Annotated in this window: 17 protein-coding genes; 3 read left to right on the top strand and 14 right to left on the bottom strand. The window is 57.7% G+C overall.

What is annotated here, in order from left to right:
• Positions 1 to 53 precede the first annotated feature (53 nt).
• The 6 genes from HFRIS_RS24915 to HFRIS_RS15150 all read right to left on the bottom strand — a co-directional run bounded on the left by HFRIS_RS24915 (position 54) and on the right by HFRIS_RS15150 (position 8,171).
• Positions 54 to 1,799 carry a DNA adenine methylase gene (locus HFRIS_RS24915; RefSeq protein ID WP_209443022.1) on the bottom strand — a complete coding sequence of 582 codons (1,746 nt, stop codon included), beginning with the start codon at positions 1,797 to 1,799 and terminating at the stop codon, positions 54 to 56.
• Positions 1,800 to 2,540, bottom strand: coding sequence for a class I SAM-dependent methyltransferase (locus HFRIS_RS24910; protein WP_081626869.1), 741 nt, complete (start codon positions 2,538 to 2,540; stop codon positions 1,800 to 1,802).
• On the bottom strand, positions 2,540 to 5,092 hold the full coding sequence (locus tag HFRIS_RS24905) for a GGDEF domain-containing protein (RefSeq protein ID WP_039875959.1): 2,553 nt from the start codon (positions 5,090 to 5,092) through the stop codon (positions 2,540 to 2,542). The genes HFRIS_RS24910 and HFRIS_RS24905 overlap by 1 nt, the downstream gene beginning before the upstream one ends.
• Positions 5,076 to 6,053, bottom strand: a complete 978-nt coding sequence (locus HFRIS_RS24900; RefSeq protein ID WP_152486705.1) for an HAD-IIB family hydrolase — start codon at positions 6,051 to 6,053, stop codon at positions 5,076 to 5,078. Before HFRIS_RS24900 ends, HFRIS_RS24905 begins: the two co-directional genes overlap by 17 nt.
• Positions 6,007 to 7,011 carry a DNA adenine methylase gene (locus tag HFRIS_RS24895; RefSeq protein WP_081626867.1) on the bottom strand — a complete coding sequence of 335 codons (1,005 nt, stop codon included), beginning with the start codon at positions 7,009 to 7,011 and terminating at the stop codon, positions 6,007 to 6,009. The genes HFRIS_RS24900 and HFRIS_RS24895 overlap by 47 nt, the downstream gene beginning before the upstream one ends.
• A 566-nt stretch (positions 7,012 to 7,577) precedes the next feature.
• Positions 7,578 to 8,171: a TetR/AcrR family transcriptional regulator gene (locus tag HFRIS_RS15150; RefSeq protein ID WP_006464274.1), complete on the bottom strand. Its 594-nt coding sequence runs from the start codon at positions 8,169 to 8,171 to the stop codon at positions 7,578 to 7,580.
• Between the two features lie 173 nt (positions 8,172 to 8,344).
• Here HFRIS_RS15150 and HFRIS_RS15145 point away from each other — a divergent pair, with 173 nt between their 5' ends.
• On the top strand, positions 8,345 to 9,595 hold the full coding sequence (locus tag HFRIS_RS15145; RefSeq protein ID WP_006464273.1) for a YbfB/YjiJ family MFS transporter: 1,251 nt from the start codon (positions 8,345 to 8,347) through the stop codon (positions 9,593 to 9,595).
• 30 nt (positions 9,596 to 9,625) lie between these two features.
• On the opposite strand, the gene HFRIS_RS15140 is transcribed toward HFRIS_RS15145, so the two are convergent.
• From HFRIS_RS15140 to HFRIS_RS15130, 3 genes are all read right to left on the bottom strand, one after another.
• A complete protein-coding gene (locus HFRIS_RS15140; RefSeq protein WP_006464272.1) occupies positions 9,626 to 10,132 on the bottom strand; it encodes a winged helix-turn-helix transcriptional regulator in 507 nt (168 codons plus the stop codon).
• A 113-nt stretch (positions 10,133 to 10,245) separates the two neighbouring features.
• Positions 10,246 to 11,838: a DHA2 family efflux MFS transporter permease subunit gene (locus tag HFRIS_RS15135; protein ID WP_006464271.1), complete on the bottom strand. Its 1,593-nt coding sequence runs from the start codon at positions 11,836 to 11,838 to the stop codon at positions 10,246 to 10,248.
• Positions 11,835 to 12,923: an HlyD family secretion protein gene (locus HFRIS_RS15130; protein WP_006464270.1), complete on the bottom strand. Its 1,089-nt coding sequence runs from the start codon at positions 12,921 to 12,923 to the stop codon at positions 11,835 to 11,837. Before HFRIS_RS15130 ends, HFRIS_RS15135 begins: the two co-directional genes overlap by 4 nt.
• On the opposite strand from HFRIS_RS15130, the gene HFRIS_RS25955 reads away from it, so the two are divergent.
• Together HFRIS_RS25955 and HFRIS_RS15125 are read left to right on the top strand one after the other, a co-directional pair.
• Positions 12,922 to 13,044 carry a hypothetical protein gene (locus HFRIS_RS25955; protein WP_275450450.1) on the top strand — a complete coding sequence of 41 codons (123 nt, stop codon included), beginning with the start codon at positions 12,922 to 12,924 and terminating at the stop codon, positions 13,042 to 13,044. The two genes, HFRIS_RS15130 and HFRIS_RS25955, sit on opposite strands and share 2 nt — an antisense overlap.
• Positions 13,045 to 13,110: 66 nt before the next feature.
• A complete protein-coding gene (locus HFRIS_RS15125; protein ID WP_006464269.1) occupies positions 13,111 to 14,568 on the top strand; it encodes an efflux transporter outer membrane subunit in 1,458 nt (485 codons plus the stop codon).
• A 45-nt stretch (positions 14,569 to 14,613) separates the two neighbouring features.
• Here the strand turns inward: HFRIS_RS15125 and HFRIS_RS15120 are convergent, their stop codons facing one another.
• Genes HFRIS_RS15120 through HFRIS_RS15100 form a run of 5 tightly spaced genes read right to left on the bottom strand, consistent with a single transcriptional unit; the run spans position 14,614 to position 18,871 of the window.
• Positions 14,614 to 15,477 (bottom strand): alpha/beta hydrolase, encoded by an 864-nt coding sequence (locus HFRIS_RS15120; RefSeq protein WP_006464268.1) that lies wholly within the window; start codon positions 15,475 to 15,477, stop codon positions 14,614 to 14,616.
• 41 nt (positions 15,478 to 15,518) lie between these two features.
• Positions 15,519 to 16,229 (bottom strand): ABC transporter ATP-binding protein, encoded by a 711-nt coding sequence (locus tag HFRIS_RS15115; RefSeq protein WP_039875955.1) that lies wholly within the window; start codon positions 16,227 to 16,229, stop codon positions 15,519 to 15,521.
• Positions 16,226 to 17,005, bottom strand: coding sequence for an ABC transporter ATP-binding protein (locus HFRIS_RS15110; RefSeq protein ID WP_006464266.1), 780 nt, complete (start codon positions 17,003 to 17,005; stop codon positions 16,226 to 16,228). Before HFRIS_RS15110 ends, HFRIS_RS15115 begins: the two co-directional genes overlap by 4 nt.
• Complete coding sequence (locus HFRIS_RS15105) at positions 16,995 to 17,948, bottom strand: branched-chain amino acid ABC transporter permease (protein ID WP_006464265.1); 954 nt, start codon at positions 17,946 to 17,948, stop codon at positions 16,995 to 16,997. Before HFRIS_RS15105 ends, HFRIS_RS15110 begins: the two co-directional genes overlap by 11 nt.
• Positions 17,949 to 17,956: 8 nt before the next feature.
• On the bottom strand, positions 17,957 to 18,871 hold the full coding sequence (locus HFRIS_RS15100; RefSeq protein WP_006464264.1) for a branched-chain amino acid ABC transporter permease: 915 nt from the start codon (positions 18,869 to 18,871) through the stop codon (positions 17,957 to 17,959).
• Between the last annotated feature and the right edge of the window lie 10 nt (positions 18,872 to 18,881).

Here is an 18,881-nt window from a genome sequence, read left to right as displayed (position 1 = left end):
GGTTACCAAAACCTCGAAGTTAATTCCCACAAACAGGATTGGTTTTCAGCGCATCACTGATGCCGCGCAATAGGACGTATGAATATTGCATATTCCTTTACCGGCTTCGATTTGTGTTTTCCCTGCGCTTTGTAGATATGGTCCATGGAAAATATATCGACGGACCCTATTTTTTCGGCAATCCGATTAAGTACACTGTCGATCGTCGCGGCTGCTGAACTCGAATAACTCCAAAGGCAAGTCCAGTTTCGATCCAAACATTGCTCCAATACTTGCGCGAGTAATAACTCAATCTGCTGATTCGTCCGAGTTGAGAAACCAGAAGCATACCGACCGGACGCTCCGCGCTTTGGGATAGATGGTTTTCCGCTTACATCCGGGTAGTCATAACGAACTAGCGTCTCGAGAACATGATAGTAGCGACTGTATTCATCCCGAGTGTATGGAGGATCGAAATAAACGCAAATAGGTCCATCCTTAGAACGAGAGGTCATTACATCAATCGCGGCCTCCCATGGCCCTTTGATTTGTTCGATTGAATAAGGAATCTTTTCACTTTCTGTAGCCAACGCACAAAATCTCACAAAAAATTCGTGCGATACGGATAGCCCTCGATTCGACAACATCTCTTTTGCAAGAAGTTCGATTCTCTCGCCGTTACTAACATCCAACTTAGGCTGAGCAAAATGGCCGCCATATGAATAAGCGCAACTGCTCACAGCGCATATTAAAGCACCCAAGGCCCATTGCCGCACCTCCTCATCAAGAAGTTGCTCAACCGCAAATCGTAAACTATCAATTTCGGCAGCTTGTCGCACACCATAAAAAAGATTTGCGTAATAAGCACTAAAGAGCAAATAAGGTTCACTCGAAAATTTGATCCTGCGCTCTACTACCAGTCCCATAAGGTCATCCTTCTTGGGAGCAGTAGGATTATTAACTCGCGGATACTCGCTAAGCCATGCTTTCAATTCTGCGATCGTATGTGGCGTCAAATCTCGCGTGAGGAAATCATTTTCGATTTTTATTTGGTCATGTATGTAGGACGGTAACGCATCATAATGAATTCGAGCATTCTTAAGAACCTCCTCAGCACACTTCTCTGCCGTTGATGCATCCATACCTCCGCCTTGAACTTTCGCTAGGAGAGTTGAAAAATGTTGCGCGTCAGATGCTAACGTTTTCCAACTTCGACTAAAAACTCCCGCAGCTGAACCTGAGCCAGTCATCAAATCCAGAATCAAGGTATCGGGAGTGACGAGTGTTTGAAGAATTTCCGACAACGCTGGTGCAAGCGCTGACTTCGACCCCATGTAGTAAGCAGAACGTGAAAACTGAGTAGTGCGCAAATCCTCCATTTCTCGGATTCGAGTACGAGCCAGCTCAATACGCTCAATAAGAGCGTGGTTCGTGCTGCCCACCTCCAGAGGACCAATAACAGCCCTTTCCCAATCGGACCTACTCGCTTCCGATGCAGTATTTTCATATTGCTGGATCCAAATTGGGATCAACTGCAATAAGACCTCATCGATTCCATCGACAGTAGGAGATGCAGCGACACATCCCGAAATGATCGTTTGCCTCCCCAATTGAAACTCATCACCCGAAGGAAAAAGATAGGTAGGCGAAGGATTTTTTATAGGGTTCAGTTCAGCAACATTCGATAGGTATCCAACTCTATTATGTTGGCATGTCGAAATTAAGGTTTCAGAACTGCCATTAAAGGATGAGATGAGACCATGCTTAAGCCAGCTTCTAGCGTGTTGATCGAGAGGTGAAAACAACTTTTCGGATTTCATTTAAGACTCTAATTTTGTAGCAAACAGCAGCCGTCCAAACTCTGACTCTTCCGTTCTCAAATGATAGGTACCAGTTTTAATCAGCATCTCAGTGAACCATGAATATCCACGGTCTTTATGGAAATTCGCAGCCCATAAGCCATACGGACGTATAAGAGATGCTATTTGGGAGATCATCGCGAGAGACAATGACTCGTAGTGAAGAACAAAGCTACAGATAACGAGGTCAACAGAATTAGCCGGAAGCAGCATTAGTTCTTTGCTCCCAACAGTGTTCAAACCTTTTTTCCGTGCGGCAACTAGATTGTCCTCAACAAAGTCGAAACCAGTAATGTGAAAACTGTTCCCGTCCACAGCATCCAAGATAGTTCCAGGGCCGCATCCCACATCTAATACTCGTGAGAGATTCGGTGTCTGATTTACAGCTCGCCGCAACAATACTTGATAGCAACCAACATTCTTCTGTATGGTGATGCGTTTTAAATATGATTCCGCACCAATACTCTCGAACAGAACTCTAACGATCCGCTCTCGCGAATAATCAGCACATTGATCTGGCACATAGCAATCTTCGAATATCTTCACAAACCCTAAATTCAGAAGCACTTGTTTTCCCGGTCCGGAAACTGGTTCGTTCGAGCCGAAGATAAAAAGATCATCTTGCTGCTTAAGAAATGAAAGCTCCTGGATTTCCAAGACCTTCGCCAATAGACGTTCAGTCGCAACCACAAAAGAAATCATTAGTCGCTCGACGAATCAACAATTTGCTTGGCAACGCGCATGTGGTACTCGTCATCACCAAGATGCAGGCTCATTGCTATGTATACGACCTCGCCGATCTGCGCGGTTTTTCTATCCGCACTTCCCACTGCTATATCTATTTGCTTAAGTAATTGTTCCGCAAGACGAATCGAGCCGTACAGGCTGTAAGGAAATCCGATAAACGCTTCAACAGTACGCCATATAAATACAAAATCGAGGAACACATCTGTGCCCTCAAATCGCGGAGTCGCCCAAACGCTAGTCAAACCCAGCGGCGCTGGCTCACCATCAGGCGTCGGCACATGAGGAACCACTAACGATGCTCGACGAGTCGAACGGCCAATCTTAGGATCACCAATATAATTAGCCAGATGACTAACAAAAGGCTCGATCTGGTTACTCTTCTCGAGCTCAATTCTTATCAAACCCTTGGAATCAAGTAAAACTTGTCGAGCATATTCATCTAGTTCTACTTGCTGTTGACGCAGAAATGATGGAACAGGATCTGTTAAGGGGCTGAGCAGTTTCACCTTGAAGGCTAGAAGCTGCTTATTCTGTTGGTCTGAGTCATCCAACACTAAACGCACTTCAGGGGATTTTCGCAAAGTATCGATGACGATCGGATATGCCAACGATGCGGTGTTACACACCACGCCCTCAGATGGACTTAGCGCAGCGGATGTTGTCATTGGGCGATGAAGCAGGATTTTCTCTACATCGTCTTTCTTCACATTAGAAGAAGCCGCACCAGTAAACTCTTGAGACGCGTCATAGATGCTATTCAAGAGATCTATTGAGTTCTTTACCACCTCGACTCGTTGTGGAAGTCCCGTTGCAATTATTTTAATCCTCTCGCTGGGTATCCCCGTCAAAGAAGAAACGTCATCTATCTCCCAAGATTTCAAGTTTTTCAGTCGTTTGTAAATCTCAGTATCTTCCGGCGTTCCCCCCCAAGAAATAATCTTGGTGCCCGGCCTGCTCTTCTCCAAGGCACTAATTATCTGAGCTAGCGCAATCTGCCAGAAATCTGGTAGTCCACCACCAGATCGGGGACGATCATCCACTCGCACATGCGCAGCAAAGAAAACAGAAGGAAGTGCATTTTTTGCTGGGGTTAATGGTTTATTAGGAAAACCAATCTGCAAGCCGACAACCACCCCTTCACTACGTCCATCAACCCCTTCGCATATCAATGGACCATATGTCAATTCACCTTCAACATTGGAAGGCCAAGAACCCCAGATTAGCTTACCCGCATGAGAAACACATAATTCCCTGCCGTCTTTACTCCACTTCAAAACTGGGCCGACGACATTCTTTGGGCGCTTTTTTGCTAAGGATTTTGCAATGCCATGAACTACAGCGATTGCAATAGCCGAACGCGGTATTGAATCTACTCTCACGCCGTTAGGAATAAGCGAGGATTCACTAAATCCTCCACTCACCTTACTACCAAACCACTTCAGAACATCTTGTACCGCCGATTCCAACGCCACCACGTCCTTTTTTTTACTCCAAGTCTTTTCAACCTGATGAGCAATTAAATTAAGACGCTCATCCTCAAAGGCATCCTGTACAAACTGATGACTCCGAGATAGCGCAGTCCCTAACTTAAGAAAATACTCCGCTCCAGATTTAATTAACCCCACGGCACTATGATTTGTATTGTCTACCGAGAAATTGATAGTTCCACGGCGCTTCGTCGGCTTCTTATCCGTATTCTTCGTTTGATTCTTGGTCAGACTTTCTGCGGCCACTTTGACATCACTAATATGCTCTAAAACGTCATGCAGCGGCGCCAAGACGATGCCAACCGTAATATCAATACGATGTGCAATGTCACCAAAAGAAAATCCTCTAATCGCCTCCCGTAATTCCCAAATATGGTTGGCAATCATCATTCGATCGTCTGAAGGAATCACCAGAATGAATTCGTCGCCGCCATCGAAAAATGCCAATCCATTGAGGCTACGCATGGTTCGATGCATTTCCGCATAGACTTTTCTAAGTGCTTTATCACCCTCGTCATGACCACAAACGTCGTTTAACATCTTGAAGTGGTCAACATCAATGTATGCAACCGCTAATTTCGACGCATTTGTGCTTGTCGCTAAGTTGCGTACAGAGTTTTGGAACAAGTTCTCAGCACTGCTAATCTTCAGGTTTAACCCGCCATGTGCATTGCGACTACTCTTTGCCCAGACTGCCTTCACCGCATCAAGTAACTGGTGAAGAAATTTTTGGGTTGTCACGTCCGATGGATCACCGTCATTTTCATTAATGAAGATTTGGATTTTTACATCTGATCCGGTGCCCACTTTGTCTGAAAGCGCCGGAATTTTTGAATCACATCTTCCCCAGACGTGAGTTACATCTGCAATTCGAATTTCCACCTGCAGAGAAGAAAAACCTAAGGAAAGCGCGATACTGCTTAAGCGCCTATCTATTTCAAAAGCAGATATAAAAAACTCGTCAGCATCACTTTTTAGCTTTGCTATTAATTCATTTGTTTTATTAGCTTTTGCCGCCATTCTTTCTCCCCCCTTTAAACAAACGCTGAGCGTGCTTTACGATTTCTAAAATCTCAATTGCAGCTTTGCCAGCGCCATGCTGAGAATAGTATTTGCTAGCTCTGCGAGCAGCGTCAGATGCTCCTCCAACAGAGACGCTTATTCCCGCCCAAGAAAGTAATTCAACGTCGTTGTCGTTATCCCCCACGGCAAGGACATTCATCGGATTAATCTGATATCGGTCGCACAACCATTGCATCCCGACTGCTTTCGATGATCCCGCCGGGCGAATTTCAATGTACTTGGTACCGCTGGATGTTATAGAGACGTTATTAGCTTGCTGCAAGTACTTCAATAATTGCTCGCGTGCCTGTCCTGTTCGCGATTCCACCAAAATGGCTACTACCTCAGCACTCTCTAAACGAAAATCCGTGATCGGCCGTGGCGTCATGCCATTAAATTCTTTCGCTTTATCAAATCCCGAGCCCGCAAAATACACTACTTCAGTGCTAGCTCCCCCACCGATGAAATTCGCTTCAGGATCAACACAATAAAGAAACGCGGATACATCGGAGCTTCCCCTCAATTGATCTAAAAAGCTTTCCACGAAGTGACGAGAGATTGCAATATGAGCGATCAGCGTCTGATCCTCAGGCTTCATAACGACGCTGCCGTTGTAAAGAACTAGTGGAGCTTGTGCAAGATTCTTCAACTGCCCCAAAGCAACCGATACTCCTTTGAGCGTTCGACCAGTAGCAAGAGTCAATAAAACTTTAGACTGTCTGAATGCCAGAAACAGGTCGACCAACCTATCCCCCGGTGCTTCAGCATGATGGCTGATTAAAGTCCCATCAAGATCGAATGCAATTAGTTTGACATTTGCGAAAGCCCGCAAATCAGCTGGTAACGATAGCGCATCGGGCAGAATTCGGGGTTCATGCGTCAATGACGAAGACATGTTGTTTATGTTGCCTTGTTCCATTTTTACTCATATACCCTAATGCCGAGACTTCATAGGATTTCAGGCGTCCTTGACAAGCCAAAGCCTCTTTTAATTGCGGAATTTGAATAAAGGCACCGTCGGCATACTGCACCACAAGCCTCTTCCATTTAACTGAACTTATTAGCTCAGTTAAATATGAAAGGTGCATAGCTTTCCGAATCGCCGGCCCTTTATCGGCCCTCACAAATGGCTGCCCCGCTTTACTTTCAATATCTATTTTCAACGGCCTCAATCCTGCCAATGTCTCCGGAAGGTGATAGTACCGAGAGTAATCTCGTGCGTTATATGGGGGATCAAGATACAAAACATCGAACGACTTTCCACGTAAACACTCGAGCGCATCGCCCTTCAACGCTTGTCCCGCTTTAAATCCCGTTTCAATGGGGAAGAACGACATTTCAAATGGTCTTAATGCCTTCCGATGCCATGTTTTTAGGTAGGCATAGTAAGTGCCAGCTGTATTGGCACACGCATCGACGCTGTTAATAAAGGATGCAATAAGGTACTTACGTTCGTTTTCAGAGAGCAGCCCACGTTTATTCCAACGACAAAGGGTTGCCCACGTCGAACCAATTCTCACCGCATTTCCGGCAGTAAAAAAGTTGCGCTGCTCAGAGTATTCACGAACGAACCACGAAGATGCTCGACTCGTTCCGTTGAGTGCGGCCAATACTGAATCAATGCTATCTAGTTGCAATTCTTCCCGGACTTTTCCGAAGTGCGGGATTCGTTGGCAAACGAGGCGAGTGTGCTGAAATGCGTTCGGAACATCCAATAAGTCACAAGTCGTAACTTGACAATTCCGACGCTTGAAAGCCGCGCCTATATTACCAATACCGCCAAATGCGTCAGCAACCGTTGCTGAATGCAATCCTTCCAGCGCCAAATCTGCGACCCCCTGCGCCGTCGAGGCTTTAGAGCCAAAATACCGAAACATCTTCACCCCAGTTAATTTTTTGCAAAATAGCAACTTCAGCGATAGAACTCGGGTATTGAGTTCTATATAGAAATTCGGGTCAAGTATGACATATTGGAAAAAGCAACAGAGCTAGACTCGAAACGCCGAAATAGGAGAAATTTGGCGTAAGAGTTTTAGTCTGAATATTGTTTAATTGGCCGTAAGAGATAATTATTAAAATAAAAATCCGTATATAGGTGACCGATGTGTCCGTATGTCTGCCAAATAATCCGCAACTAATGCCACCGATTTGCAAATCCAAGATTTCCGAGGGGAAATATCTCTTCATTGCTTAGGCTTAGTTATTGAAATGGAAATGCTTTCGAGCCAATAGAGAACTCCCATCTTGCCCCCCGTTGGGATGGTTAATGTCGGGCGAATTCCTTATGACTTGCATTTTTGCAGCATCCGGTTAGAGGTCGAAAAATTTACATTCCCCCCAAGCCAACTACTTACGCCGCTCAGGGCATATTTGTGCGTATGTGGAATGTGGGCTCTCCAGCGGCAAGGCCGGAGCATCAAGCCACTGTGGTTGTCCGAACCGACTATTTCCTGCTGCCCTCTTCGGGCAGCAGCGTCCCAATCAATATCTCCGCCATTTCCTTGAGCCGTTTCTCGTCCTGATAGACGCGCTCCAGCACCACCAGTCCCCGTGTCATGCAGACCACCATGCGGGCCGCTTCGCGCGGGGTCATGCTCAACTGGCTGCGGGTGTCCGGCCGGTCGAAGCGCTCAAGCAGGACCGCTTCCATGTCATCCAGCAACCCCCGGATCACGGCGCGGATCTGTTCTTCCTTGCCTTCCTCGCTCAGGGCCGTCTTGGTGCTCAGGCAGCCCCGCGAGGGCTTGCCGGTGCGCATCGAGCGGAAGATGTAATGCAGGAACTGGCGCAGGGCCAGGCGCGGGTCTTCCTGCGCCAGCGCCTGGCGCAACTGCGTCAGGTAACTGTCGCGGTAACGGCCGAAGACGTGCAGGAACAAGGTTTCCTTGTCGCCATAGGCGTTGTATAGGGAACCGCGCTGCACGCCGGTGGCCGCCGCCAGGTCCTGCATGGTGGTGGCGGCATAGCCCTTCTGCCAGAACACGGCCAGCGCTTCCTCGAATACCTCGTCCTCGTCAAACTGCCTTACGCCTGCCATCCCGGTCTCCTGTTGTTGTCGATACGATGCACACATTAAACCCATTCTTGACGCTCATGTCAATTTTGACTAGAGTGTCAACATTGACGTTAATGTCAAACATAGCACCCGACCACGGTGCTCATCGGTCAACTTGCAATCCACGTTGAATCTACTTGAACAGGCAGGCCATCATGCGTTCACAAAACCCTGTGGGTGACCCCTCCCACGCCACCCACGCGCCCTCCGCTACCCGCGCCGAGGTCTGGCGCTATATCTTCGCCGGGCTGTCCGCCAGCCTGGTCAGCATCGGGCTGGCCAGGTTCGGCTTTACGCCGCTCATTCCCGAGCTGATCCATCAGCACTGGTTTTCCACCTCCAGCGTGATCTACCTGGGTGCCGCCAATCTGGCCGGCTATCTGATCGGCGCGCTCATCGCCCGTCCCATCGGCGGGCGGATCGGCAACCAGCGCGCGCTGCGGCTGATGATGCTGCTCATCACGCTGACCTTCCTGGCCTGTGCCTTCCCCTTGTCGCTGGCCTGGTACTTCGTCTGGCGCCTGCTCTCGGGTGTGGCCGGCGGGGTGGTGATGGTGCTGGTGGCCGGGACCATCCTGCCGCACGTGCCGCCGGCCAGCCGGGGGCGCGCCAGCGGTGCGATCTTCCTCGGGCTGGGGCTGGGCATCGCCGCGACCGGTACGCTCATTCCGCTGCTGCTGGGCATGGGGCTGCGTGTCACCTGGATCGGGCTGGCGGTGCTGTCGGCCGTGCTGAGCGCGGCGAGCTGGTTTGCCTGGCCGCCGGTACAGGGCCACAAGAGTGCAGCTGCTACAGCGCACCCGGCGCCACGACACGTGACCACGGCCAACTGGCGCATCAAGCTGCTGTTCGCGCAATACGCGCTGATGGCGGCCTCGGCGGTGGCACCGATGGTGTTCCTGGTGGATTACATCTCACGCGGGCTGGGCATGGGGACCGAATATGGCGCGCTGTTCTGGGTGCTGTACGGTGTCGGCGCCATCGTCGGTCCGCCGCTGTATGGCTGGGTAGCGGACAAGGCTGGTGCGCAGAATGGCATGGCCCTGTTCAGCGTGGTGCAGGTGGCGATGCTGGTGGGCGTGTACCAGAGCGACAATCATCTGCTGCTGGGCATGTACACCCTGGTGATCGGGATGTTTGCGCCGGGCATGGTGCCGTTGGCAGTGGCCCGGGTGCATGAGCTGTTGCCGCACCATCCGGTGCAGCAGAATCTGGTGTGGAGCCGCGCCACGGTGTTTTCGGCGGCCCTGATGGCGCTGGCGGCCTATGGTTTCTCGGCACTCTTCAACCTGGTGCATGGCCAGCATCGCCTGATGTTCCTGGGCGCGGCGGTCATGGTGGTCATCGCGCTGTTGGCCGAGTTCGCCCGGCTGGCCGATCCTGCCGGCAGCCGCCAGGCAGCCTAGCCGGTGTGCCCCCCCCCCACGATGCGCCGCTCAGGAAGCAGCGGCGGCGCGTCGTTCCAGCAGCTCGGCAATGCTGCGCTTGACCTTGTCGCTGGCCGCCGGGCCTTCGGCGATGATGTGGGTCTTGGGGGTGATGGGCTTGCCGGTGTTGGCATCCACCATCATGGGGATGGCCTGTTTGCCGGTCTCGACGTCGGTCAGGATCACGGCCGCACCTTCCGGAGCGAAATGGGTATTGCCCCATTGCAGCAGGGCCAGCAGCACCGGGCGGAAATCGCGTCCGCGCGGGGTCAGGTGATATTCGTAGCGCGGCGGGCGTTCGGAATACTGCACCTTCTCCAGCAAGCCCTGTTCCACCAGCCCGGCCAGGCGGCGGGTCAGGATGTTGGGGGCGATCTCCAGGTGCTTCTGGAATTCATCGAAGCGCGACAGACCATAGAAGGCATCGCGCAGGATCAGGATGCTCCACCACTCACCCACGCGGTCCAGCGAACGGGCGATCGGGCATTGCATGTCATCAAAGCGCTTGCGCTGCATGTGGGGTTCTCCAGCTTTACTCAGGTTTTCAAGTTCTCAGGGTGGCCGCAGCAGGGCATTCCTGCGTGCGACCCGCATTGTGCCGCATTGTGACACGCCGGGCCGCCCTGCCCTCAATGCGCATCTGCCGAGGGCGCCTTGGGCGGTACCACCTTGCGCATCAGCGGCGCCATCAGGGTGGCGATGATGAAGCACACCATCACGGCCAGGAAGGCGTCCGAGAAGGTCATTGTCTGCGCCTCGCGATAGGTCAGTTGCCACAGCTGGCGCAAGGCGGCAGCCTGTCCTGCCAGCGCGTCACCCAGTTGCGTGCTCAGGGCATCGCCCACCGCCCCCTGCCACTGCAGCATGGATTCGCTGGCGCCGTTGAGGTGCTCGGCCAGGCGCATGAAGTGCAGGTTGGTACGGTCGTTGAGGATGGTGGCGCATAGCGCAATGCCAATGGCGCCGCCCAGGTTGCGCATCAGGTTGAACAGGCCCGAGGCGAACTTCAGTCGTGCCGGCGCCAGGCCACCCAGAGTCAGCGTCACCGTCGGTGGCACCGCGAGTTGCTGGGCCACGCCGCGCAGTGCCTGCGGCAGCAGCAGTTGCGCCCAACCCCACTCATGCGTGATCGGCACGAACTGCCACATCGACAGCGCAAACAGACCCAGCCCGAGCATCATGATCCAGCGCAGGTCCATGCGTTTGGTCAGCCAGGCATACAGCGGGATGGACATGATCTGGAACACGCCGGTGGAAAACACCGCCAGCCCGATCTGCAAGGCGCTGAAACCGCGCACCCGTCCCAGGAACAGCGGGGTCAGGTAGATCGTGGCGAAGATGCCGATGCCGGTGACGAAGGAAAAGAAGCAGCCCAGCGCGAAATTGCGATCCTTCAGCGCCCGCAGGTCCACCACCGGTTCGGCGGCCGTCAGGCTGCGCCAGACGAAGAGCACGCCGGCAATGCCCGCCACCCAGGCGGTGGTGGCGATGACCGGGTCGCCCATCCAGTCCCAGCGCGGGCCTTCTTCCAGGGTGTATTCGAGACAGCCGAGGAACAGCGACATCAGGATGATCCCCGGATAGTCGGCCCGCCGCAGCAGCGACCAGTCCGGCAGGTCGATGCGCACCAGGCGCGGCACGGTCAGGGTGATGAAGATGCCCGGCAGCAGGTTGATGAAGAACAGCCAGTGCCAGCTGTAGTGATCGGTGATCCAGCCGCCCACGGTGGGGCCCAGCGTGGGCGCCAGCGAGGCGATGGCACCGATGGTGGAGGCGGCGATGACGCGCTGCTTGTTGTCGAAGAAGGCGAAGGCGGTGGTGAAGACGGTGGGGATCATCGACCCGCCCAGGAAACCCTGCATGGCGCGGAACACGATCATGCTCTGGATGTTCCAGGCCAGCCCGCACAGCAGGCTGGTCAGGGTGAAGCCGGCGGCCGAGAAGGCGAACAGCCAGCGCGTGGACATGGTGCGCGTGAGCCAGCCGGAGAGCGGGATGACGATGATCTCGGCGATCAGGTAGCTGGTCTGTACCCAGGTGGTTTCATCATTGCCGGCCGACAGGCCGCCGCCGATGTCGCGCAGCGAGGCCGAGACGATCTGGATATCCAGCAGTGCCACGAACATGCCGATGCACATCACGCCAAAGGCGAAGACCTTGGCGGAAGTCGTCATCTGCGACGGCTGGATCAGTTGCCCCGCCGCTGCCGCGCTGGCGCTCATGATCCCTGGCTCCGGTGGTCGACCCGCGCCACCACCGACAGGCCGGGGCGCAGCGCATCCAGCGCCGCATCGGCCTGGTCGAGGACGATGCGCACCGGTACCCGCTGCACGATCTTGGTGAAGTTGCCGGTGGCGTTTTCCGGCGGCAGCACGCTGAACTGGGCGCCGGTGGCCGGCGCCACGCTGGCCACCCGACCATGGAAGACCCGGCCCGGCACGGCATCGGCCTCAATGGTCGCGGGGTCACCGGGCTGGATGCCGGCCAGTTGGCTTTCCTTGAAATTGGCGTCGACCCACAGGCCGTGAGCCGGCACGATCACCATCAGCTGGCTGGCCGTGGCCGCATAGGCGCCGGCACGGGCGCGGCGGTTGCCGACCACGCCGTCGATGGGAGCACGCAATTCCGTATAGCCCAGGTTGAGGCTGGCTGCTTCACGCTCGGCCATGGCCTGGGCCAGGCCGGCTACGGCCTGCTGCTGCTGGGTATCGATCACGGCCAGTTGGCGCGTGGCCACGGCCAGCCCGGCCTGGGCCTTCTGACCGTTGGCCGCCGCCTGGCGGTAATCGGCCGCAGCCTTCTGGGCCGCCTGCACCGACACCGCCGCCTTGTCCACCAGCCGCTCGAAACGGCGATCATCGTCCTGGCTGCGCACGATCTCGGCCTGGCTGGCGTCCACGGTGGCCTTGGCCTGCGCGATCAGCGCCGCCTGCACGGCACGGGTGGCCTCCAGGTTGGCGAGTTCAGCCTTGCGGGCGGCCACGGCGCCATCGGCGCGGGCCAGCGCGGCGCGGTAGTCGCGGTCGTCCAGCCTGGCCAGCAGGTCGCCGGCATGCACCACCTGGTTGTCGCCCACCGCCACGGTAGCAATGTAGCCCGGCACCTTGGCACTGATGACGGTGATGTCGCCGCCGACATAGGCATCGTCCGTGTCCTGCTGGTAACGCCCATGCTGCCACCAGTGCCAGCCATAGAAGGCCAGCGCCAACGCGGCTACGCCGCCCACCGCCAGCCCCAGATGGGCCTTGCCCGTCATCCGTTTGCGCACAGCCGGTGGATTGCTGTCGGGTGAGAGGGGATGGGCCATGGAACAACTCCTTGCAAGGATCGGTGGATGGAAAAGAAAAAGGGGAATGACACATCAGCAACAGGCGAAAGACGGGAGCGGGATCACCACATCGGGAACAAACCAGTTGCTTTCACAATGAAAGTGACTTTACACTGGCAACTATCAATTTGCAAGTAACTCATCGAACCCCACGAAAGGCAAGCGCATGCAATCCCGCCCCCGCTCCCTCCCCCTGAGCCTGCTCGCTCTCCTGGTCGCCACCACGCTGAGCGCCTGCGCCGTCGGCCCCGATTACGCCAGCGGCGATGCCCCGGGCGCGGTGCTGCCGGCCCGCTATGCCCATGCCGGCGCAACGGCGCAGGTCTCCACCAATCAGCAGGCCTCCACCGAGGCGCTGCGCCAATGGTGGTCCGGTTTCCACGACCCGGTGCTGGATCGCATCATCGATCGCGTGCTGGCCCAGAACCTGGACCTGCAGGCCGCCCTGGCCCGCGTCGAGCAGGCCCGTGCGGTGGCACAACTGGCCGATGCCGACCTGCTGCCCAGCGCCAGCGCCAACCTGCAGGTGCAGCAGCAGCGGCAGTCGCTGCGCAGTCCGCTGGGCCAGATCGCCAGCAACTTCCCGGGTTACGAGCGCAACCACACGCAATACGACCTGGGCCTCGGCGCCAGTTGGGAAATCGATCTCTTCGGTGGCCTGCATCGCCAGCGCGAAGCCGATCTCGCCAGCGCCGAGGCCGCCGCCGCCGATGGCCTGGGCGTGCGGATATCGCTGGCCGCCGAAGCGGCCGATGCCTATTTCCGGATGCGTGGGGCGCAAGCGCGGCTCCAGGTGCTGGAACAGCAGATCGCCGCCGAGCGCCAGTTGAGTGAACTGGTGGCGCTGCGGCTGCAGGATGGGTTTTCCAATCGTCGCGAACTGGCCCAGGCGCAGGCCCGGCTGGCCGGCGCGCGCGCCGCGGTCACACCGGTACGCGCCGAGATCGAGGTCCAGCGCAATCGGCTCGATGTCCTGATGGGGGCGGCACCCGGCAGCCTGGCGACCCAGTGGACCAGCGATGCGCCGACCATGGCCGCCGCCCCCTCCCTGGAGGCCCTGCCGGCACCGGCCCAACTGCTGCGCCGCCGTCCCGATGTGATGGCGGCCGAGCGCCGGCTGGCGGCATCGAACGCCCGTATCGGCGTGGCCATGTCGGAGTACTACCCCAAGCTGTCCTTATCGGGCTTGCTGGGTTTCGAGAGCCTGTCGCGCTTCGAACTCTCCGAGCGCACCCTGCAGCCCACGGCGGTAGCGGGCCTGCGCTGGCGCCTGTTCGATTTCGGTCGGGTGGATGCGGAAGTGGCGGCGGCCAAAGGCGCCCATGCGGAAGACCTGTCGCGCTTCCGCCAGGCCATGCTGAAGGCCACCGAGGATGTGGAAAACGCGCTGGTCAACGAGAGCGAAGTCGACCAGCGGCGTATGGCCCTGCAACAGCAGAAGGCGGCCAGCGAGGAAGCCTTGAGAGCGGTCACCGAGGCCTTCGACCATGGTGCCGAGAGTCGCGTGGAAGTGCTGGAACAGACGCGCCAGCTGCTGGCCGCACAGGACCAGCTGATCGTGGCCGAGGCCGAATCGGCACGCGCCAGCGTGGGCCTGTATCGGGCGTTGGGCGGTGGTTGGTAGCGTTACGACCGGTGGGCCGCAGTCAGTGACGGGGAGCCGTCGGCCTCAGCCGAGCATCTCCCTGATCACCGCCTGGCACACCGGACTGGCCGCATCGGCCAGCGGGAACAGCACCGTGTAGTGATGGGTCTGCGGTACCACGTGATGGGCCACCACCTGCGACCAGCAGTTGGCCATCACCGCCGCCTGCAGATGGAATTGCACCGTCTCCTGCTCACCGATGATGGTGTGCACGCGGGTACTGGCCGGGCCAGCCTGCAGCACCGGGCTCAGTGCGTCGGCACGGGCGACATCCAGCGTCAGGGCGCGGTTCAGCGAAGTGGGGATCAGCGGTACCAGATCGAATACGCCACTGATCGCAAACACCGCCTGCACCGCTTGTGCGCCGACCTGTGCCGCCAGTTGCGCCGCCACGAAGGCCGCCAGATGCCCGCCGGCCGAATGCCCCATCAGCGAGATGCGCGCCGGATCGATCTGCAGCTTGTGCGCCATGCCCCTGATCGACGCCAGGCAGGCATGCACCTCGTCCACCATGTCCTCGATGCGCGCCTGCGGGGCCAGCGAATAGTTGATCACCGCCACGCTGATGCCGGCCTGCACATAGGGCGCGGCGATGAAGCCGATGTCCTGCTTGTCGCCACCCTGCCAATAGCCACCATGGATGAACACCAGCAAGGGACGCTCGCCACCATCGGCGCGGTAGAAATCGAAACGCTGCAGCGGCCCGCTGCCATAGGCGATATCGGCCTCGGTCAGCAGCGTGCCGGCAATGGCGGCGGTGGCCTGCTGCCATTGCTGCAGGACCTGCGGAAAGTCCGGGAAGGCTGCCTTGAGGTTGTAACCTGCTTCGCAGTCGGCTTCAGGGCAGAGGACGCGACGGGTGGTGGTCAACGATTGGGGCGCGGGCATTATCTTTTCCTTAAGGCAGTTCGCAAGACCATTCAACGCGCTTAAACGCTCAGATACTGGTCCCACAGTTCGGTCTGCACCGACAGTTGCGCAGAATCGCCCTGCCAGACCACCTTGCCCTTTTCCAGGATGGTGTGCTGGTCGGCAAAGCCGATCAGGCGCTTGATGTACTTGTCGATGACGATGATGGTCAGGCCGTATTCGCGCAGGGCTTTCAGGCAGGACCAGATTTCCTCGCGCACCAGCGGCGCCAGGCCTTCGGTGGCTTCATCCAGGATCAGCAGATGCGGGTTGGTCATCAGCGCGCGACCGATGGCCAGCATCTGCTGTTCGCCGCCCGAGAGCTGGCCGCCACCGTTGCCGCGGCGCTCCTTCAGGCGCGGGAACTGCTGATAGATCTTCTCCAGCGTCCACGGATTGTCGCGTCCGTTGCGACGGGCGGCGAAGGCAGACAGGTTTTCTTCCACGCTCAGGTTCTTGAAGATCTGCCGGCCCTCGGGAACGATGGCGATCCCGCGTCGCGCAATGGCGTCGGCGCTGGCGGCATGGATGGCTTCGCCACGGAAACGCACCTGGCCGCCGGTAGGCCGGTTCAGGCCCAGGATGGTGCGCAGCGTGGTGGTCTTGCCCATGCCATTGCGGCCCAGCAGGGTGACCACTTCGCCCTCGCTGACACGCAGGTCGATCCCGAACAGCACCTGGCTGGCCCCATAGCCGCCAGTGAGGCCTTCCACCTCCAGCAATGCACTCATTGTGTTTCCTCCTCACCCAGGTAAGCCAGCTTGACCTCGGCATTGGCGCGAATCTCGTCCACGCTGCCGGTGGCCAGCACCGCGCCCTGTACCAGCACGGTGATGCGGTCAGCCAGGGCGAAGACGGCGTCCATGTCATGCTCGACCAGCACCACGGTGAGTTCCTGCTTGAGCGACTGGATCAAAGCGATCATGTCGCCCGATTCCTCGTGGCCCATGCCGGCCATGGGCTCATCCATCAACAGCACGCGCGGTCGGCAGGCAATGGCCAGGCCGACATCCAGGCGCCGTCGCGCCGCGTGCGACAACTGCGACGACAACTGGTGCGCCACCTTCTCCAGCCCGACCCGGCGTGCCACCTCCAGCGCGGCTTCCCGCGCCAGGCGGTCGCTGGCGCTGGCGTGGAAGAAGCCATAGCTGCGATGCTGGCCGCGCTGTACGGCCACCTGCAGGTTTTCCAGCACGCTCAGTTCATCGAAGACGCTGGTGATCTGGAAGGAGCGCACCAGCCCGGCCGCCACCCTGGCTTGCTCGGCATGACCGTGCATGGCCTGGCCGAACAGGTAGATCTCGCCGGCATCGGCCGCCAGCGCGCCCGAGAGCAGCGACAGCAGCGTGGTCTTGCCGGCACCGTTGGGGCCGATGATGGCGTGCACCTGGCCGGCCGCGATCTCCAGATGGACATCGCGGGTGGCGGCCAGTCCGCCATAGTTTTTCTTCAGGCCCCGGACCGACAGCGCCTGCGCGCCCGATGCGGCGACGTGCTCATGCGCCATGTTGCTCTCCCTGCTTCAAGGTCTTGCCGATGGTGGCCAGCGAACTCACGCCGCGCGGCGCCACCATCACCACCAGCAACAGGATCAGGCCGACATAGATCTGCCAGTATTCGAAATGGGTGGACAGCACTTCTTCCAGCAGCAGGAAGGCCGCCGCCCCCAGCAGGCCGCCGTAGAAATATCCCACCCCACCCAGGGCCACCATCACCAGCAGGATGCCGGACTGCGACCAGTGCAAGAGCTTGGGGCTGGCGAACAGGTTGCTCATCCCGATCAGGCTGCCGGCGATGCCGGCGATGACGGCCGCAATCACGAAGGCGGCCAGCTTGTAGCGCATGGCCGGGTAGCCGATGGCCTGGGCGCGCCGCTCGTTCTGACGGATTGCATTGAGGGCCAGGCCGAAGCGCGAGGCCAGCAGGCGCCCAAGCAACAGGTAGGACAGCGCCAGCCAGGCCAGCACCACCCAGTAGAAACCATTGTCGCCACTGATATCCAGACCCAGGCCCAGCACCGGGCGGGCATTGACCTGCAGGCCGTCATCGCCGCCGTAGAAGCGCAGGCCGACGAAGAAGTAGTAGAACAGTTGCGCCAGCGCCATGGTGATCATGATGAAATAGACCGCCCGTGTACGCAGCGCGATGGCACCGATGCCCAGGCCGACCAGCGCCGTCACCAAAGCCGCCAGCAGCCAGATCAGCCAGGCGCTGGTGACGCCATGGAAACTGGCGATGGCGGTCACGTAGGCGCCCAGGCCGAAGAACACCGCATGGCCGAAGCTGACCATGCCGCCATAGCCGAGGATGAAGTTCAGGCTGGCCGCCACCATCGAAAAGATCAGGATGCGTGTGACCACGCCGATGTAGTACTCCATCCCGGTGGCCTGCGCCAGTATCGGCAGCAGCACCGCCAGGACCAGCAGCAGGGGAACGAACAGACGTTGCATGAGACTCCTCAGGTACGTGCCGGGAACAGACCGCTGGGGCGCCAGAACAGCACCGCGATCATCACCAGGTAGATCATCATCGAGCCCAGCGCCGGACCCACCGAAGCGGCGGCGTCGGCGCTCAGGAACAGCGCGAACAGGGACGGCAGCAGACCGCGCCCCAGGGTATCGACCACGCCCACGATGAGCGCGCCGATGGCCGCGCCCGGCACCGAGCCGATGCCGCCGATGACCACCACCACGAAGGCCAGGATCAGCACATCGTCACCCATGCCGGCCTGCACCGCCACCAGCGGTCCCAGCATGATGCCGGCCAGTGCCGCCAGCAACAGGCCGAAGCTGAACACCAGCCGGAACAGCAGGCGGATGTTGATGCCCATGGCCGTGACCATCTCCAGGTTGTTGGCTCCGGCGCGCACCCACATGCCGATGCGGGTACGGTTGATCAGGAAGTACAGGCCGATGGCCACCGCCACACCCACCGCCATCACCAGCAGGCGATAGCTGGAGTAAGGCAGGCCCAGCAGATTGACCGGTCCGGCGAAGGCGGCCGGCATGTTCAGCGGCAGCGGTTGCGGCCCCCAGATCATGCGCACGCCATCGTTGAAGATCAGGATGAAGGCGAAGGTGGCCAGCACGTGCACCATGTGGTCCTTCTTGTAGAGCCGGCGAAACACCAGCCACTCCAGCAGGAAGCCCAGCGCAGCGGTGACCGGCAGGGCCACCAGCAGGCCCAGCCAGAACGATCCGCTGGCACCGGCCACCACCGCCGCCACATAGGCGCCGATCATGAAGAAGCTGCCGTGCGCCAGGTTCACGAAGTTCATCACACCGAAGATCAGCGTCAATCCTGATGCGATCAGGAACAGCATGACGCCGAACTGCAGGCTGTTGAGCACCTGCTCGAAGATCAGATTACCCAAGATCGTCCGC

Origin of the sequence: Herbaspirillum frisingense GSF30 (assembly GCF_000300975.2) — a bacterium.
GTDB classification, from domain to species: Bacteria; Pseudomonadota; Gammaproteobacteria; order Burkholderiales; family Burkholderiaceae_D; genus Herbaspirillum; species Herbaspirillum frisingense.
This window is presented reverse-complemented; position numbering and strand designations above follow the sequence as displayed.

What these genes read in the sequence shown, in the direction of transcription:
- HFRIS_RS15115 (WP_039875955.1), bottom strand. Translation starts at nt 16,229, where the DNA reads ATGAGTGCATTGCTGGAGGTGGAAGGCCTCACTGGCGGCTATGGGGCC.
- HFRIS_RS15140 (WP_006464272.1), bottom strand. Translation starts at nt 10,132, where the DNA reads ATGCAGCGCAAGCGCTTTGATGACATGCAATGCCCGATCGCCCGTTCG.
- HFRIS_RS24910 (WP_081626869.1), bottom strand. Translation starts at nt 2,540, where the DNA reads ATGATTTCTTTTGTGGTTGCGACTGAACGTCTATTGGCGAAGGTCTTG.
- HFRIS_RS24905 (WP_039875959.1), bottom strand. Translation starts at nt 5,092, where the DNA reads ATGGCGGCAAAAGCTAATAAAACAAATGAATTAATAGCAAAGCTAAAA.
- HFRIS_RS24915 (WP_209443022.1), bottom strand. Translation starts at nt 1,799, where the DNA reads ATGAAATCCGAAAAGTTGTTTTCACCTCTCGATCAACACGCTAGAAGC.
- HFRIS_RS15125 (WP_006464269.1), top strand. Translation starts at nt 13,111, where the DNA reads ATGCAATCCCGCCCCCGCTCCCTCCCCCTGAGCCTGCTCGCTCTCCTG.
- HFRIS_RS15110 (WP_006464266.1), bottom strand. Translation starts at nt 17,005, where the DNA reads ATGGCGCATGAGCACGTCGCCGCATCGGGCGCGCAGGCGCTGTCGGTC.
- HFRIS_RS15130 (WP_006464270.1), bottom strand. Translation starts at nt 12,923, where the DNA reads ATGGCCCATCCCCTCTCACCCGACAGCAATCCACCGGCTGTGCGCAAA.
- HFRIS_RS15105 (WP_006464265.1), bottom strand. Translation starts at nt 17,948, where the DNA reads ATGCAACGTCTGTTCGTTCCCCTGCTGCTGGTCCTGGCGGTGCTGCTG.
- HFRIS_RS15150 (WP_006464274.1), bottom strand. Translation starts at nt 8,171, where the DNA reads ATGGCAGGCGTAAGGCAGTTTGACGAGGACGAGGTATTCGAGGAAGCG.
- HFRIS_RS15135 (WP_006464271.1), bottom strand. Translation starts at nt 11,838, where the DNA reads ATGAGCGCCAGCGCGGCAGCGGCGGGGCAACTGATCCAGCCGTCGCAG.
- HFRIS_RS25955 (WP_275450450.1), top strand. Translation starts at nt 12,922, where the DNA reads ATGGAACAACTCCTTGCAAGGATCGGTGGATGGAAAAGAAAAAGGGGA.
- HFRIS_RS15145 (WP_006464273.1), top strand. Translation starts at nt 8,345, where the DNA reads ATGCGTTCACAAAACCCTGTGGGTGACCCCTCCCACGCCACCCACGCG.
- HFRIS_RS15120 (WP_006464268.1), bottom strand. Translation starts at nt 15,477, where the DNA reads ATGCCCGCGCCCCAATCGTTGACCACCACCCGTCGCGTCCTCTGCCCT.
- HFRIS_RS24895 (WP_081626867.1), bottom strand. Translation starts at nt 7,011, where the DNA reads ATGTTTCGGTATTTTGGCTCTAAAGCCTCGACGGCGCAGGGGGTCGCA.
- HFRIS_RS24900 (WP_152486705.1), bottom strand. Translation starts at nt 6,053, where the DNA reads ATGGAACAAGGCAACATAAACAACATGTCTTCGTCATTGACGCATGAA.